This is a genomic window from Nocardia sp. GCM10030253, from assembly GCF_042675075.1.
GTDB lineage: Bacteria > Actinomycetota > Actinomycetes > Mycobacteriales > Mycobacteriaceae > Nocardia.
Genome location: NZ_JBHTDL010000012.1, coordinates 449,945 through 465,566 on the forward strand (window position 1 = coordinate 449,945; position 15,622 = coordinate 465,566).

The following is a 15,622-nucleotide window of genomic DNA, read 5'->3' on the forward strand; positions in this document are numbered from 1 at the left end:
GCCACCGCGGATAATTCCGGCGTCAGACGACAGCGCGCAACACGCCCGGCAGGCATGCCATTCCGGGGTCAGACGGCAGCACGCGTCACACTCGCTTGGCTTGCGGCGTCGGCTACGCCACGGGTGACCAGCTTTGCGATGCGGGCGACGAAAGTGCGTGGGCGGCGGGGCATGAGGTGGGCCGAGGCGAAGTTCTGGGCGCCGGGGACGACGTAGCCCTTGTTGCGCTCGAGTGCGCGCAGAGCGGAGCGCACGACCTGGGTCGTGCTGCCGATCGGGGCGCCGATGGCGGCCTTTCGGGTACCGACTACGTCGAAGAACGGGGTCTCCGTCGGGCCGGGGCAGACGGCGAGGACTTTGATGCCACGGTCGCTGTATTCGCTCCACAGCGACAGGCTGAAGTTGAGGACGAAGGCCTTGCCCGAGGCGTAGGTGGCGAAGTAGGGCGCAGGCTGGAAGGCGGCGGTCGATGCGACATTGACGATTTCGCCCTTGCCACGTTCGAGCATGCCGGGGATCAGGCGGCGGGTGAGGCCGGCCAGCGCTACGACATTGACCATCAGCTGGTCGTGTTCGCGGTCGGTGGAGAGCTCCTCGAAGCGGCCCGCGCTACCGAAGCCCGCGTTGTTGACGAGGGTGTCGATCGAAAGCCGCCGGGCGGCAAGCTCGTTCGCGATGCGGGTGGCGGCGTCCGGCTCGGCGAGGTCCTGGCCGATGACCTCGATTCGGACGCCGTGGCGGTCGCGGAGTTCGGCGGCAAGGGATTCCAGGCGGTCCACCGAACGGGCGACCAGGACGAGATCGTCGCCGCGGGCGGCAAGGGCGGCGGCGAACTCGGCGCCGATGCCGGAGGAAGCGCCGGTGACGAGAGCGGTTTTTCCAGAGCGGGTCATGTTTGACTCCTTCGATCGGATGCAACACAACAGTAGCCATATTTCCAGAAACTGCAACATCAATGTTGCACATAAATCTGGAACAGCTCTCCGGATGTACTATGTTCAGCAGATATCAGCGAAGAGGAGCCCATGCCGTCCACCTCCGCACGACCACTGCGCGCCGATGCCGAACGCACTGTGCGCACCATCCTCGACGCGGCCGAGCGAGTGCTGAGCGACAACCCGAACGCGACACTGGAACAGATCGCGGAAGCCGCCGGAGTCGCGCGGACCACGGTGCACCGACGCTTCGCCAACCGCGAGGATCTGGTGCGCACCATGGCGGTCGCCGCATGGCGGCGGATGGACGCGGCCGTCGACGCGGCCCGGCCACAGACCGCACCGCCGCTGGTCGCGCTGCATCAGGCAACGGCCAACGTCATCCAGATCAAGTATGGCGCCGCGTACGCCCTCGATCGCATCGATGTGACCGACGCCGAAGTCGCCGGGATCCAGGCCGATGTCTTCGCGAAATGCGATGCGGTACTTGTCCGCGCCCAAACCGAAGGCGTCATCGCACCCGATGCCGACCTGACCTGGGTGCGCCGCGTCTACCTTGCGCTGATCACCGAAACCGTGCACGGCGCCACCGAATTGGACACAACCACCGACCCCGACACCCTCGCGAGCCGCGTCATCGACACTCTCCTCGGCGGCGTCGCGGCCGGACGCGGTCGCTAGCAACCGAAAGCCGCGTGTGGCCGACTCCCACACGACGCGCCCCAGCCGCCATGCGGGCGGAGCATCCGCATCAATTCCGGCGACTCCGCGCCCTGTTCCAGCTGGTCCGGTTTCAGTAGCGAGCGAGTGGCTGGAGGGGGCCGTATCGCCGGTCAGCAGCCTTACCGGACGCTGCGCGCAGCGAAGACATTGGCCGTAGGATCCGGGGAGTTGTCCACAAGGCTGGTCAGAAAGAAATGGAGGTCATCGACGATGGCAGGTCCGAGCTTGCAGAGACTTTCTGCCCAGGTGCCGCGATGCGTTGCAACGGGCACCGGAAAAACGGTTACAGCCTGAAGCAGTTCGAGTCGAAATAGTGGATCTCTTTGTTCAGTCGTTTGGTCTCCAACGTTGCGCAGTCGATCAAGGCGCGCCTGGTCAATTCATTGGGAACAGCCTCTGATAATTCCGCCGAAGATATTTGGACGTTCACCGACGTGGTACGAGCGGTGGACCGCAATATCGTCTCGAATGATGGCGACTTCGCAGCGGACCTGAATTTATCGGACAGACTGTCAGGACACGAGCCGAACACACTCCCGCAGTTGTCACCCGCACACGTGACAAGAGGTCGCAATCTGCTCGACGATCTAGACATGGGGTTTATCCGCAGTAGGCTGCCTTCTTCCGTCGATGGTCCCGGCGATCCGGCGCTCGGCGAGATCTATCTCCTCCAGGGTTTCGATGGACTTCCGACCCTGACCGGCTCCAGAGGTGTGGACGAGGTCATTGCCGCGGGCGGTCGTGAGTTATTTCGAGGTGTGACCGACCCGCGCCATGCCCAGGAATTCAGGACAGGACGACGCCATTTTCCGGGCCTGGCGGCTGAAGGTAGGGCAACAGGAAACGGGACCTATGCGACAACCATGCGAGAATCGGCGCTGCACTACGCAGGTGGAAACCCCGAAGGCGTCATTCGGATGGCGCTGCGACCCGACGCGCGGATCATCGATTTCGACCAGCTATTTCTGGAAAACCAGCACGCAATCGGCTTCATCTCGGACGAGCTGCCGCGGCTGCGGCAAATGGACCAGACACCAGAGATCGCCGCACGGATTCAGGAGTTGCGGGATGCCTGGCACGTATATATCGACAAGGGTCGATTCGCCGCCGCCCAGGGCTACGATGCGTACCCAACACATGGCTCAATGCTGAATATGGACGACCGGTACTGGGTGATCTTGAACCGAACGGCCCTGGTAGTCGAACGATAAACCGAAGATCTTCTGCGGGGACCAGACGCTACACGGGAGGACCCTGTCGTGTGGGTGGCTGCTCGACCCCGAAACCCGCTCGGGCAAAGGTGGTCTCGGTAGCGGGGGCTCAGTAGCAGGTGAGTGGCTGGAGCGGGTCGGCGGCGCGGGGCGTCAAGGCCTGATAGGCGGCGGCGATCGACTTGACCGCGAGACGGAGTTCGGGTTCCTGGTGAGTGAAGGGCAGGCGGAGGAAGCGTTCGAACGCGCCCTGGACGCCGAATCTCGGTCCTGCGGCCAGTAATACGCCCTGGTTGGGGGCGGTGGCGGCGAGGGCGGTTGAGACGGGGGCAGGCAGCTGAGCCCAGAGCGACATGCCGCCCGCGCCGAGCGAGACCCGCCAGTCCGGCAGTTCCTCGGCCAACGCATCGAGCAGGGCGGCGCGTTGGGAGCGGAGTTGGCCACGGCGGCGGGCGAGGATGGTGTCAGCGTTTTCCAGCAGGTGGATGGTGGCCAGCTGGTCCATGACGGGGGTACCGAGGTCGACGGTGGAGCGGATGCCGAGCAGCTTGGTGATCAGCGTCTGGTTGGTGCGGATCCAGCCGACGCGCAGGCCGCCCCAGAAGGACTTCGAAGCCGAGCCGATGCTGACGATCTCGGTGCCCTTGGCGAACGCTGCGACGGGCGCAGGCGCGGCATCCTCGGTCAGATTGAGGTCGACCATCGATTCGTCGATCACCACGGTCATCCGGGTCTCGCGGGCGATGGCGGCCAGTTCGGCGCGTCCTTCGGCATCGAGCAGCAGGCCGGTCGGATTGTTGTAGTCCGGCACCAGGTAGGCCAGGGTTGCCGCGGTTTGCCTTGCGGCACTGCGGAGCCCATCCAGATCCCAGCCTGCCTCCGGGGTTTCGGGGCGCAGCGGCACCGGCACCGGGCGGGCGCCGACGTCCCGAATCGCCTCGATGGCGTTCGGATAGGTCGGGTGATCGATCAGCACCCGGGCCGCGGGCGCGGTAAGGACGTTGAGCAGCAGCCGCAAGCCGTGCTGAGCGCCGAGCGTCACCAGGATCTGGTCGGGATCGGTGGGCAGGCCACGCTCGGTGTAGCGGCGGGCCAGTGCCTCGCGCAACCCGAGCACCCCGATCGGATCCATGCCGTGCGTATTCAAGTAGGCCGGGATGCCGTGCAGCGCGACCGAATACGCCTCCTGCATTTCCAGCGGCGCGGCCATCGCGGCGTAGGTCATGTCGATGGTCGGCAGCTCCGGCGGCGCCATCAGCGCCAGAATGCTCCGCGCCGGTTTGGTGCCGTCGTGCTGGATGGCGGGCGGCAGGGCCACGGTGCTGCGTGAGCCCTGGCGGCTGATCAGGTAGCCGTGCTCGCGCAACAGCGCATAGGTGGACGTGATGGTCGTGCGACTGACGCCGATGGTGGCGGCGAGGTCGCGTTCGCTCGGCAGCGCGACACCCAGTGGCGCCCTGCCGTCGTGGATGAGCAGCCGGATGCCCTCGGCAAGGGCCAGATACGCCGGGCGCGCGGACCTGCGGGACTCACCTGTTTCCCCGTTTTCGTCCGCACTGCGCCAGTGGCCCAGGTCCCGAGCCAAGCTGGCAGCACCGATCACTCTCGTCGACATAAAGTCCAGTATCGACCAAGTGGATATTTGTTGGCAAGGCCAGTCGGCGCACGCTGTCCGTTATGACCGCAATCGTGACGGTGCTCGCCATCGCATTTTTGACTTACCTCGTGCATCACTATGCGCCGAAGCGGTCGGAGGAGATCTTTCGGCTCGAACGCTTCCACGCGCCGGGCCTACTGGCCGACCGCTCGCTGACCTACTACGAAGACCAGCGCAGATACTCGGATCTCGCGGCGATCTACGGGCGCAGCGACGTGCCGGATCCTGACCTGCGCGGCGCCACCCTGCCACCTGTTACCTCGCAGCGAGCGGAATCCGGTCCGACCCGTGCGGCCGGTCCAGTCCAGTTGCGCAAAACTGGACTTGGCTGCGGAAACTTGTCGGCCGCGGGAGGCACACTGGCGGGATGAGTGAATCCGCTCGCGCGTCCACCGGGGCGGCGCTCTTCGACACCGCGATCGGGATATGCGCGATCGCCTGGAGCGAGGGCGCCGTCATCCGGTTCCAACTGCCGGAGTCGAGTCCGGCGGCAACCCGAGCACGCATCACCCGGCGCCGCAGCGGCATTGCCGACAGCGCGGAGATTCTCGAGCAAACACCGACCGGCCCGATCGCCGAAGCGATCGCAGGCATTCGCGCCCATCTCGACGGCGGACTCGACGACCTGCGCTGGATCCCCTTGGACACCAGCACGATTCCCAGCTTTCATCGCGCCGTGTATGAGGTGACCCGCGCCATCGACCCGGGCCACACCCTCACCTATGGACAGGTGGCCGACCGCATCAATGCCCCCGGCGCGGCCCAGGCCGTCGGACAAGCCCTTGGCCGCAACCCGATTCCGCTCATCATCCCCTGCCACCGCGTGCTGGCCGCCGACAATGCGCTGACCGGTTTCTCGGCCCCCGGCGGGATCACCACCAAGCAGCATCTGCTGGAGATCGAACGCACCCCTGGCTTCGGCGAGCCGACCCTGTTCTGAATCCCCACCGACCATAGAGACTGTCACCTCGGCCGACGGCACCGCCATCGCGGCGGGTCAGCCGGAGGACGACTCCCCTCGCATCAACGCACCGAGTGACTCCCGGTCGGTGACGTCCATCTTGATGCAGGCGCGATAGAGATGGCCTTCCACGGTGCGAACCGAGACGGTGAGGCGGTCGGCGATTTGCCGGTTGGACAGCCCTGCCGCAACGAGATTCGCAATTTCCCGTTCCCGAGCGGTCAGCGGCAGCGGCTGGGCAGCTTGGCGCAAAGCCGGGGTGCTCGCCCCACCGCAGGCGACCGCCAGTCGGTTTGCCGCCGCGGCGGACTCCAGCAGTCGGCGGCGGTCGCCCGCGCGTTCGTGCGCGGAGGCGGCTTGGGCGGCGGCGTCGGCGGCCGAAAGCAGCGCGCCGATCTGCTCGAATTCGGTCGAAGCCGCATCGAGTCCCTGACCGTCGTGGGCGGCGAGCGCGACCGCGTGCCTGGCTTGGGCCTGTACCAGGCCGCCGTCGATCTTGGCCGCGAGATCGGCGAGCCTGCCCGCGACCGAGTGATCGCCGAAGCGGGCGGCCACATGCAATGCCATTGCCTCGATGGCGTGCTGGTGCGAGCGGGCCGCGGCGTCGGCCGCGCCCATCGCCAGGCGGATGGCCGGGGTGACGGTGCCTTCGGCGGCGGCCATACAGGCCTTGGCGATCTCCAGCTGCGGGTCGTATACCGCGCTGTGCCTGCCACCGCGCGCGGTGGCCTCGGCAATGGTATCGGCGGCCTCGGCGGTGCGCCCGAGCGCCGAATATGCTTCCGCCAAGCGGATTCTCGCGGGGATCATCCAGGCCGCCGCACCCTCCATGGCGAGCGCGGCCAGCGCTTGCTCCAGATGCTCGATCCCGTCCACGAATTGACCTTTGGCCACGTCGACGGTGCCCTGCAGGATCTTGGACATGCCCCACGCCAGATACTGACCGGGCGCGGAGTAGCCGAAATATGCCGCGGCGCAACGCCGGGCAGCTTCCAGATCGCCGGTGTAGGTCAGTGCGAGCACCTCGGCGTGCGTCGAAATGAATCGGTTGAGCCCATCGATGTGGGATTCCACCTGATGCCCGCGGGCCGCATATTGCCGAGCGGCGTCACCTTTGCCCATCAGGGCCAGTGCCAGTCCACCGCCGAACGATGCCCACCACACCGCCCACGGGGGCGATCCTTCGGCCGACATCACGGATTCGGCCTCGGAGAACGCATCGTCGAGTCGGTTCTCGTTGACCGCGCATGCCGAGGCAAGCCCGGTGAGCGTCGCCACGATCTTCGGATGCTTCGCCCTGGCACGGATCGACGCGAGCACCTCGTCGGCGCGATCGGCATCGCCCATGGCCCACAACAGATTCGAGACCCGGGTACTACCCCAGCGCGCCAGCTGCACTTCGTTGAGTTGATCGGGGTCGAAAGTGGCCAGGGTGCGTTCGGCCTCGATGCGGTGGCCCTGCCAGAGCAGTGCGCGCGCGAGCAGATCCGCCGCCTCGACGCCGCCCTGACGTTCCACCGCCGCCCTGGCGAAACGCTCACCGAGCGGCAGGTTCGCCAGCCCGATCGCGTCCGCGGCGGCCGCCTCGAACAGCTCGAGATCAGCGGATTTGTCGCTGTCCAACGCCAATTCGGCCAGTCGGATGCGGTCGGCCGCCGAGTTGATCCGGCGCTCCTTGAGCGAGGAATACAGCCGTCCACGCAGCCGCCGGGCCGAGGCGATACCGAGCCTGCGCCGGATCACCTCACCGAAAAGCGGGTGGTTGTAGCGCACGATCAACTGGTGTGAATTCTCGACAACCCTGATCACACCACGGTTTTCGGCGGCCTCCACGGCTTCCTCGCCTGCCAGCTCGGCAAGCACGTCGAGGTCGATCGGTTCACAGAAGGTGAGTAGCTCGAGCACCCGCAGCACCGGCTCGGGCAGTTGCTCGACCCGGTCCTCCAGCAGCGCGGCCAATTCCGAGGTGACCGCCGCGCGCCCGCGCAGCTGCCACACGCCGTTGACCTGGCGCAGCGTGCCCGCCTCCAGGGCGCCCTCCACCAAATGCCTGAGGAACAGCGCATTTCCGCCGGACGACTCCCACATGAGGTTGGCGGTGAAGCCCTCGAGCTGTCCGCCGAGCATCGACTCCACCAGGTCGACGCTCTGCCGCTGGGTGAACGGATTCAGGTCGATGCGCAGCAGGTGACCGTCTTTCCACAGCGAGGTGACCGCGTCGGGAACCTGCACTCCGCTACGCACCGTGGCCACGATGTGGGCGGCCTTATCGATGGCCAGCTGCAGCAGCAGCGTGGCCGACAGTTGGTCGAGCAGGTGCGCGTCGTCGACACCGATGATGGTGTGCCCGTCCGCGAGCAGCGCTTCGCGCGCCGCGGACATGAACGTCACCGGATCATGGGCTGTGTACACCCCGACCATGTGCGCGAAGACGCCCAGCGGGATGCTGCGGGCCGATTCGGTGCCCGCAACCCACCGGATATTGCCGCCGATGGCGGCCGTCGCCTGTCTCGCCAGAGTCGTCTTGCCCACTCCGGCGTCGCCGGTGAGCACCGTGCCGACATATTGAGTGCCACTGAGCGCTGCGCGGATCGCCTCGAACTCGGTCTCGCGCTCGATCATCGGCCAATTCCGAGCCATGCTCTAACTGTAGTTCTTCACCGATCATGATCTAAGCCAACGAACGATGAACTGCCACAGCAATTCAGACGGTTTTGGCCCCTAGGGGGCGCAGCCGGACAAAGTCCGCCCACAGCCGCGATTGGCCCGAAGGCACTTCTAAGCGAGCACGTCGTGCCGGACAATGGTCTGGTCACGGCCTGGACCGACACCGATGCACGAAATACGTGCACCGGAGAGCTGCTCCAGCCGCAGCACGTAGGCCTGTGCGTTGGCGGGCAGTTCTTCGAAAGTTTTGGCCTGCGAGATGTCTTCCCACCAGCCGGGCATTTCTTCGTAAATCGGCTTGGCATGATGGAATTCGGTCTGGGTGGTCGGCATCTGCTCGACCCGCTCGCCGTCGATCTCGTAGGCGACACAGATCGGCACCGTGTCCAGGCTGGAGAGCACGTCGAGCTTGGTGAGGAAGTAGTCGGTGACGCCGTTGACCCGGGTGGCGTAGCGGGCGATGACCGCGTCGAACCAGCCGCAACGCCGGGCCCGGCCGGTGGTCACGCCGACCTCGCCGCCCTGCTTGGCCAGGAATTCACCGTAGTTGTCGAACAGCTCGGTCGGGAACGGGCCCGAGCCGACGCGGGTGGTGTAGCACTTGAGGATGCCGAGCACCGTATTGATTTTGTTGGGCCCGACGCCCGCGCCGACGGCCGCGCCGCCCGAGGTCGGGTTGGACGAGGTCACGTACGGGTAGGTGCCGTGGTCCACGTCGAGCAGGGTGCCCTGCGAACCCTCGAGCAGCACGGTCTCGCCGCGCTCCAGGGCCAGATTCAGCTGCAATCGGGTGTCGGCGATGCGGTGTTTGAAGCTCTCGGCCTTCTCCAGCACCTCGTCGACAACCTGCTGCGGATCCAGCGCGCGGCGGTTGTAGATCTTCACAAGAACCTGGTTCTTGAACTCCAGGGCCGCTTCGACCTTCTGGGTGAGGATCTTCTCGTCGAGCACATCGGCGACTCGGACGCCGACACGGGCGACTTTGTCCTGGTAGCACGGGCCGATACCACGACCGGTTGTGCCGATTTTCTTGTTGCCGAGGAAGCGCTCGGTGACCTTATCGATGGCCACGTGGTACGGCATGATCAGGTGCGCATCGGCCGAGAGCAGCAGACCCGAGGTATCGACGCCGCGCTCCTCCAGTCCGGCCAGCTCCGCGAGCAGCACGCCGGGATCGACCACGACGCCGTTGCCGATGACGTTGGTCACGCCAGGGGTGAGGATGCCGGAGGGGATCAGGTGCAGCGCGAACTTGTCACCGTTGGGCAGTACCACGGTATGGCCGGCGTTATTGCCGCCTTGGTAGCGGACCACCCATTGCAACCTGCCACCGAGCAGATCGGTTGCTTTGCCCTTACCCTCGTCGCCCCATTGGGCGCCGATCAGGACGATTGCCGGCATTGTCTCGTCTCCTACGGTTCGACGCGCAACACCCCGGGGGATGGCAGCCGACGGAGTCGGCGGGGCGGGTTAAGCCCAGTGTTGCAGCTACCTGCCGTATCGAGGCGGTGGCCGGAAGCACAGTCTAGCCGAAGCATCAGCAGCGGCAGCGAACCGGTTCAGCCCGTAGGCTTGGCAACCGTGTGACCGGAGCCGAGCGCGGCTATGGTGACACCGAAGCGGACCAGCAGGGGGTCCGCGGACACCGACGAGCGTCGGCCGGATCGAGGAGGGTGTACGGCAGTTTGAGTACCCATGTTCTCCGTTGCGACGGCGCACCGGTACCAATTGCCCTCGCGTCGTTACCGAACTCCCCCACCTCTGCCATTCCGGATACCGGCCACATCGATGAGCTGCTGCCCGTGCTCGCCGCCGACAGCCTGCCCCGGCTGATCGTGCTCGGCACGGACGCCGCGCTCGCCGCGGTGCTGACTCACCTGATGCGGACCGAACGGTTGCATGTCGAGATCGGTTACGTGCCAGTCGACAAGACCTACGGTTCCCGCGCCTACCAGACCGGTACCGGCAATGCCGCGGCCAAACGGGCGCTGGAGGGCCGCGCCACGGAGACACCACTCATCCGCGACGACACCGGCACCGTGCTCATCGGCCGCGCGACAATCACCGGCCCCGGCGGCGAAAAGCTGGAAGGCGAGGCCTATGTGGACGACACCCTGCTGTTCTCCGGCAAGGTGACCGCCATGCAGATCTCCCCGATGCTGGAGATGCCCGGCGTTCGCGCCTCCGCCCAGAGGAGCATCATGCGTAAGCGCCGCTGGGTCGAGGGCCGCGCCGCGCAGCTCGGCACCCCGGGTGCGGTGGTGACCCGCGACGGCATCGCCAACGACCGCGTCGTGCCGCGCTCGACGTTCTATCGGCATCACGAACCCTGGCTGCTGGTCCGATGAATCTCCCGTTCCCGAAGAACCGGCGCTCCGGCCTCGGCGCCGTCCGACCGAGCCCGATCTTCCTGCTCGTCGTCGCGCTCACGGCCGTCGGCGGCGTACTGGCCTGGAACGCCGAGCTCGATTCGACCATGGCGAAGGTCGGCGTGTTCGTGTTGGTGGTGTTCGGCTGGATCATCACGCTCTGCCTGCACGAGTTCGCGCACGCCTTCACCGCATGGCGGGCTGGCGACAACGAGGTCGAGCTGCGTGGCTACCTCACGCTGAATCCGCTCAAGTACAGCCACCCACTGCTGTCGATCGTGCTGCCGATGGTGTTCATCGCGCTCGGCGGCATCGGCCTGCCCGGTGGCGCGGTCTACGTGCACGCACACAACTTCAGCCCGCGCACCCAGCGGCTCATCAGCGGCGCGGGGCCCGCGGTGAACGCGGTGTGCGCGATCGTGTTGCTGGTGATCGTCCGGCTGCTCGGAAGCTCGGACTCCCACCCCGCGTTCTGGTTCGGACTCAGCTTCCTGGCGTTCTTGCAAGTCACCGCAGCGCTTTTGAACATCTTGCCGATCCCCGGCCTCGACGGCTACGGGGTGCTCGAGCCGTCGCTGAGCTATCAGACTCGACGCTCGCTCGATCAGTTCAAGCCGTTCGGCATGTTGATCCTGTTCGCGCTGCTGTTCACGCCTGCCATCAACAGCGTGTTCTTCGACACGGTCTACGCGCTGTACGACTTGTCCGGCGTGCCGTCCAACTGGTCGCGCTACGGCAGCTTCCTGACCCGCTTCTGGGCCTGACCCGCTTCTGGGCCTGACTCGGCATCGGCGACTGAACGCGCAGGTCGCCCGGTCCGAATATCAGGACCGGGCGACCGATCTCCGCCGACCGCGACCGCCCGACCCGCCCGGCCACCACACCAATATGGCCGATTGAGCGTGCACCGTCCTGCGAAGTGACTCACCGCAATACCCCTCGCACTGCGGCTACCACTACAAGCTATGGCCGGTTCGGCGCGGGGACACGAGTAGCGGACTACCCCAAGGTCAGCATCCGGACAGCCGCAACGGCGGCGACATGCTCGCAGCTCGATCGAATGTCCGAAATCCGCTGAGTAGTCGGGTCATTCCTCCGGCGGCACGTGCGGATGCGGCACCGTCGGCGGCAGCAGCGCCATGGCGGAAATGCGCTGCATACCGCACACCTGCATGAGGTCGACCACCATGGAACGCACCTGCGCGAACACTACGTGCGCCGAAAGCCCAGCGCCCTCAACGAGTTCCGGGCGCGCGCTCTTGGCGACCGAGCGCAGCACCCGAGACGCCTCGGCCTGGTCGGGCTGATCGCCTGGATCGGCGAGCATCATCCTGCGCACCACGTCGACGGCATCCGCAAGCCGTTCGACCACGTCGATCAGCCGCGGATCGAGGATCTCGTCGTCCTGCACCAGCGTGAGCGAACGGCGCAACAGCACCCTGGTGTTGCGGATCGCATTGTCCAGCGGGTCGGCGGTAGCCCGGATGCGCTCGAGGCGGTCGCGCGAATTCCAGTACAGCGGAGAGATCCTGCTGATCTCCCTGCCGCCTTCCAGCGTCGACCGCAAGCCATCGATCTGCGGCTGCGTCGCGCGGGCCGCGTCCAGTGCCACACGGATCTTGTCCTGGTCCTGCTCGAGCAGACCGTCCGCGCAGCCGGTGAGCGACCTGCCCATCACCGCAAGGACTTCCGCGGCCTGCTCGCGTGCCCTGCGCACCGGATGCAACGGGATCGATGCGACAACAACCACGCCGACCAGCCCGCCGATCAACGCATCGAGCATGCGGGAGAAGCCGCCACCCGCCGAGGGCGGCAACAGCGTGGCGACCAGCACGGCGGAACTGGCGGCCTGCATCGAGATGATCGAGCCACCGTCGAGGAAGACCGTGGCCGCCATGGCGACAGCGACCACCAAGGCGATCTGCCACACCCCGGTGCCCGCCCGGGTGATGAACAGATCGCCGATGCCGATGCCGATCGCGACGCCGACCACCAGTTCCACCGACCTGCGCAGCCGGGCGCCGAAGGAGATGCCGATCGACACCACGGCCGCGGTCGGCGCGAAGAACGGCAGTGCGTGGCCGACGATGTTGTGCGCGATGAACCAGGCAAGCGCGGCGCCGACGGCGCACTGGACGATCGGAAGGGCGGACAGGCGCAACCGCCGCCAGGACTTGCGCAGCCGGTCCATACTGCTCGTCCGCGCGACATCCACGCGGGAGTTCAGGTCGAGCCCACCCGTCACCCGACCACCACCCCTCATCGAATCGCTACGCGATGCTGCGATCAACTATGGCTCAGTTGAGGCCGAGCTCGGATGCGGCACGGGGGTCACAATCCTCCAGCAGATCCAGGCAGCGGGCATATTCCTCGGTCTCGCCGATCGCGCGCGCCGCCTTGGCGAGCGCGCCGACGCAACGCAGGAAGCCCTGGTTGGGTTCGTGGCTCCACGGCACCGGCCCGAAACCCTTCCACCCATTGCGGCGCAAGAGATCGAGCCCGCGGTGGTATCCGGTGCGGGCGAAAGCGTAGGCGGCGACGATATCGTGGTTGACCACCGCCTCCGCGCCATCGCTGCCACCGCGGGCCAGCGCGGCCTCCGCGAGATAAGCCCAGGCGATCGAGGCCGCGGGGTGCGCGGCCGCGACCTGTACGGGGTCGACCTTGTCGAGCAAGGCCTCCTCCGCTTCGGAGTTTTCGGGTAGAAGTACCGGTTGCGGTCCGAGCAGGTCACCGAACGAGGTCATGCGGATCATTGTGCACCCGGCAAGGAGAACCGCGGCGTCGGGGGAATCACCACCGACGGGCAGAAGCGGCGACCGGACAGGTAAAGACGGACTACGTCCGGCTGTGCCTATTAGGCTGGCCGTCGAGTTTCAAATGTTTGCTCGAGCGAGGGGTATCAGTTGTCCGACCCGAACGACGAGAAGAACCCGGCGCAAGGTAGCGCCGGTGCCGCCGACCAGGCCGCGAACGACGCGCGCCAGGCCGCGCCCGCGGAACGGACATCCGCCTCGGATACCGCGCAGAGCGGCGCACCCGCCGCGGCGCCCACCCAACCCCTTTCCACCGCAGCCGCCGAGAAACAGTCGGGCGACGCAGCGCCATCGGCTTCCGGAGCAACGCCGGGCGCTGCCGCCGCGGCATCCGACAAACCCGCCGACGTCGGTGCCAGTGTCCCCTCCGGCGCGACGACACCGTCCGTGCCGACCGCCGCGACATCCGGCCGATCCGACGCCCCGACATCGACCGCATCCGGCACGCCTGCTGACACCACTCCAGAAACCACACCTATCCCGTCGGCCGCAGGCAAACCCGTCGACGCGAACCCGGGATCCGCTGCCGAAACAACTCCCATCAAACCCGGCAACACCACGAACGAATCTTCTGCCGACGCGAAACCCGGATCCGCTCCGGAAACGACCCCCATCAAGTCCGGCAACACCACGAGCGAATCGACCACCGGTAAGCCTGCCGACGCGAAACCCGGATCCGCTCCGGAGGCGACACCGATCAAGTCCGGCAACGCCGCGAGCGAATCCGCTTCCGGCACAGCGACTCCCGCCGCAGACGACGCGGACACAGCGGCAGCCGACGCGGCGACGGTTCCCGGCAATACCATTCAATCCGCTTCCGGCGCAACGGCTTCCGCTGCGACCGCAAACGGTACCGAGTCGGCTGAGGTGACATCCACCTCCGACGCCGCAGCTTCCGGTGGCGCGGCAGGCAGTGCCGCATCCGCCGCTGCGGCGGCTGATGCCCGAACCACCGTCATCCGCCGCGACAATCCACCGAATCGGACGGCACCCGGCACGTCCGCGACCGCGCAAGCCACGGGACCCGACGCGGAAACCGCCGTGATCAGGCGCGACGCCCCAGCGAACCGATCCGGGTCCGATGCCGAGTCACCCGACGCGGAGCGCACGTCCGCCGCGAGTGAACCAGCCGATTCCAGCGCGGCGACCGTGGTGATGCGAAGAGCGAGTCCCGCGGCCGAACCCGCGAAGGACGCTGCGGCGTCCGCCGCCGACCCGGATCTCGCGAGCCCCGACGCGAAGACCGTCTCACTGCCGACCGCGACCCCCGCGCCCGAAAAACCGCGGGACGCCGCTCCCGACGAGCAGCCGAATATCGCGGGCGCTGACGCGGAGACCGTCGCGATGCGGGTGGTCCCGAACCCGGTCGACGACGCCAAAACCACGGCGATACCCATCCAGAAGCCCGCTGATCGGGACGCGACCGAGAGGATGCGGACCCCCGGTGCCGGCACCAAACCCGGCACCGATCGGGTCGTCTCGCCGTCGGCCCGTCCGGCACCGATCACCAGGCCGCCGAACACCCCTCGACCCGCGCCCGGCCCGAAACAGCCCGCACCACAAGGTCCTTCCGCACCGCCGCAGAACGGACCAGGTACGCCGCTGACCGAGCAGACCCGGCCGTCGCCGCAACGTCCGCCCGCCAAACCGCGACAGGTCAACTCGGCGCCGTCGCCTGCGGACATGCAGGCGACCAGCCCCGCGCAGTCGCTGTCGGGCCCGCCCGCGGCCCCGCGCCCACCGCAGCCGCGGCAGATCGCCCAACCGCAGCGCATCGCGCCACCCAGCCAAACTCCAGCGGCTGCCGAACCGCGGGAATCGGCGGGGCGCTCGAAGCGCTGGCTTGCCGCGGTACTCGCCGCGGCGGCACTGGTCGTCGTGGCGCTCGTCACGTCGGCGGTGGTGCTCATCGGCGGTTCCGACAACTCGCCCGAGGCCAAGGTCCGCGGCGCGATCACCGATTACACCCGAGCGCTGCAGACCGGCGACCTGACGACGCTGCGCAACTCCACGTGCGGTCCGCTGCACGAGTTCTATAAGAACATCCCAACGGATCAGTTCGCGGGCGTGCACCAATTGTCGGTGGAGCGCAAGAACATTCCAGTGGTGGACAGCGTCGACGCGATCCGGATCACCGACAATACCGCGATCGCGCAGGCCACCGTCTACACCGAGGCGGACCCGTCGAAGCGATCGGCACGGACCTTCGATCTGGAACACACCGATGACGGCTGGAAGGTCTGCGATCCGCCGACCGCGACGCAATAGCAGGTCAGCATTATA

At 66.9% G+C, this 15,622-nt stretch carries 13 protein-coding genes; 7 read left to right on the forward strand and 6 right to left on the reverse strand.

Annotated elements, in window-relative coordinates; all coding sequences use genetic code 11:
- Nucleotides 1-68 precede the first annotated feature (68 nt).
- On the reverse strand, nt 69-893 hold the full coding sequence (locus tag ACFQZZ_RS28420; RefSeq protein ID WP_378686845.1) for an SDR family NAD(P)-dependent oxidoreductase: 825 nt from the start codon (nt 891-893) through the stop codon (nt 69-71).
- A gap of 132 nt (nt 894-1,025) precedes the next feature.
- Between ACFQZZ_RS28420 and ACFQZZ_RS28425 the strand changes: the two genes are divergently transcribed.
- The gene (locus ACFQZZ_RS28425; RefSeq protein WP_378686847.1) at nt 1,026-1,616 is read left to right on the forward strand and encodes a TetR/AcrR family transcriptional regulator; all 591 of its coding nucleotides are present in this window, start codon (nt 1,026-1,028) and stop codon (nt 1,614-1,616) included.
- A 365-nt stretch (nt 1,617-1,981) separates the two neighbouring features.
- Nucleotides 1,982-2,869 (forward strand): hypothetical protein, encoded by an 888-nt coding sequence (locus ACFQZZ_RS28430; RefSeq protein ID WP_378686849.1) that lies wholly within the window; start codon nt 1,982-1,984, stop codon nt 2,867-2,869.
- Between the two features lie 109 nt (nt 2,870-2,978).
- On the opposite strand, the gene ACFQZZ_RS28435 is transcribed toward ACFQZZ_RS28430, so the two are convergent.
- Nucleotides 2,979-4,484: a PLP-dependent aminotransferase family protein gene (locus ACFQZZ_RS28435; protein ID WP_378686851.1), complete on the reverse strand. Its 1,506-nt coding sequence runs from the start codon at nt 4,482-4,484 to the stop codon at nt 2,979-2,981.
- Between the two features lie 62 nt (nt 4,485-4,546).
- On the opposite strand from ACFQZZ_RS28435, the gene ACFQZZ_RS28440 reads away from it, so the two are divergent.
- Together ACFQZZ_RS28440 and ACFQZZ_RS28445 are read left to right on the forward strand one after the other, a co-directional pair.
- Nucleotides 4,547-4,897: a hypothetical protein gene (locus ACFQZZ_RS28440; protein WP_378686852.1), complete on the forward strand. Its 351-nt coding sequence runs from the start codon at nt 4,547-4,549 to the stop codon at nt 4,895-4,897.
- A complete protein-coding gene (locus ACFQZZ_RS28445) occupies nt 4,894-5,466 on the forward strand; it encodes a methylated-DNA--[protein]-cysteine S-methyltransferase (RefSeq protein ID WP_378686853.1) in 573 nt (190 codons plus the stop codon). The genes ACFQZZ_RS28440 and ACFQZZ_RS28445 overlap by 4 nt, the downstream gene beginning before the upstream one ends.
- A 57-nt stretch (nt 5,467-5,523) precedes the next feature.
- On the opposite strand, the gene ACFQZZ_RS28450 is transcribed toward ACFQZZ_RS28445, so the two are convergent.
- The gene (locus tag ACFQZZ_RS28450) at nt 5,524-8,127 is read right to left on the reverse strand and encodes a LuxR C-terminal-related transcriptional regulator (protein WP_378686855.1); all 2,604 of its coding nucleotides are present in this window, start codon (nt 8,125-8,127) and stop codon (nt 5,524-5,526) included.
- A gap of 138 nt (nt 8,128-8,265) precedes the next feature.
- The gene (locus ACFQZZ_RS28455) at nt 8,266-9,555 is read right to left on the reverse strand and encodes an adenylosuccinate synthase (RefSeq protein ID WP_378686857.1); all 1,290 of its coding nucleotides are present in this window, start codon (nt 9,553-9,555) and stop codon (nt 8,266-8,268) included.
- 284 nt (nt 9,556-9,839) lie between these two features.
- Between ACFQZZ_RS28455 and ACFQZZ_RS28460 the strand changes: the two genes are divergently transcribed.
- The gene (locus tag ACFQZZ_RS28460; RefSeq protein WP_378686859.1) at nt 9,840-10,502 is read left to right on the forward strand and encodes a hypothetical protein; all 663 of its coding nucleotides are present in this window, start codon (nt 9,840-9,842) and stop codon (nt 10,500-10,502) included.
- Nucleotides 10,499-11,287: a site-2 protease family protein gene (locus ACFQZZ_RS28465; protein WP_378686861.1), complete on the forward strand. Its 789-nt coding sequence runs from the start codon at nt 10,499-10,501 to the stop codon at nt 11,285-11,287. Before ACFQZZ_RS28460 ends, ACFQZZ_RS28465 begins: the two co-directional genes overlap by 4 nt.
- A 323-nt stretch (nt 11,288-11,610) precedes the next feature.
- Here ACFQZZ_RS28465 and ACFQZZ_RS28470 read toward each other — a convergent pair whose 3' ends face one another.
- Nucleotides 11,611-12,714: an aromatic acid exporter family protein gene (locus tag ACFQZZ_RS28470; protein WP_378687153.1), complete on the reverse strand. Its 1,104-nt coding sequence runs from the start codon at nt 12,712-12,714 to the stop codon at nt 11,611-11,613.
- Between the two features lie 106 nt (nt 12,715-12,820).
- Nucleotides 12,821-13,270 (reverse strand): DUF3151 domain-containing protein, encoded by a 450-nt coding sequence (locus tag ACFQZZ_RS28475; protein WP_378686862.1) that lies wholly within the window; start codon nt 13,268-13,270, stop codon nt 12,821-12,823.
- A 159-nt stretch (nt 13,271-13,429) separates the two neighbouring features.
- Here ACFQZZ_RS28475 and ACFQZZ_RS28480 point away from each other — a divergent pair, with 159 nt between their 5' ends.
- A complete protein-coding gene (locus tag ACFQZZ_RS28480; protein ID WP_378686863.1) occupies nt 13,430-15,607 on the forward strand; it encodes a hypothetical protein in 2,178 nt (725 codons plus the stop codon).
- Nucleotides 15,608-15,622: the final 15 nt, after the last annotated feature.

Excerpts from the sequence above, each read along its gene's own strand:
- ACFQZZ_RS28470 (WP_378687153.1), bottom strand. The coding sequence starts at position 12,714 with ATGGACCGGCTGCGCAAGTCCTGGCGGCGGTTGCGCCTGTCCGCCCTT.
- ACFQZZ_RS28445 (WP_378686853.1), top strand. The coding sequence starts at position 4,894 with ATGAGTGAATCCGCTCGCGCGTCCACCGGGGCGGCGCTCTTCGACACC.
- ACFQZZ_RS28440 (WP_378686852.1), top strand. The coding sequence starts at position 4,547 with ATGACCGCAATCGTGACGGTGCTCGCCATCGCATTTTTGACTTACCTC.
- ACFQZZ_RS28455 (WP_378686857.1), bottom strand. The coding sequence starts at position 9,555 with ATGCCGGCAATCGTCCTGATCGGCGCCCAATGGGGCGACGAGGGTAAG.
- ACFQZZ_RS28425 (WP_378686847.1), top strand. The coding sequence starts at position 1,026 with ATGCCGTCCACCTCCGCACGACCACTGCGCGCCGATGCCGAACGCACT.
- ACFQZZ_RS28420 (WP_378686845.1), bottom strand. The coding sequence starts at position 893 with ATGACCCGCTCTGGAAAAACCGCTCTCGTCACCGGCGCTTCCTCCGGC.
- ACFQZZ_RS28465 (WP_378686861.1), top strand. The coding sequence starts at position 10,499 with ATGAATCTCCCGTTCCCGAAGAACCGGCGCTCCGGCCTCGGCGCCGTC.
- ACFQZZ_RS28435 (WP_378686851.1), bottom strand. The coding sequence starts at position 4,484 with ATGTCGACGAGAGTGATCGGTGCTGCCAGCTTGGCTCGGGACCTGGGC.
- ACFQZZ_RS28475 (WP_378686862.1), bottom strand. The coding sequence starts at position 13,270 with ATGACCTCGTTCGGTGACCTGCTCGGACCGCAACCGGTACTTCTACCC.
- ACFQZZ_RS28450 (WP_378686855.1), bottom strand. The coding sequence starts at position 8,127 with ATGGCTCGGAATTGGCCGATGATCGAGCGCGAGACCGAGTTCGAGGCG.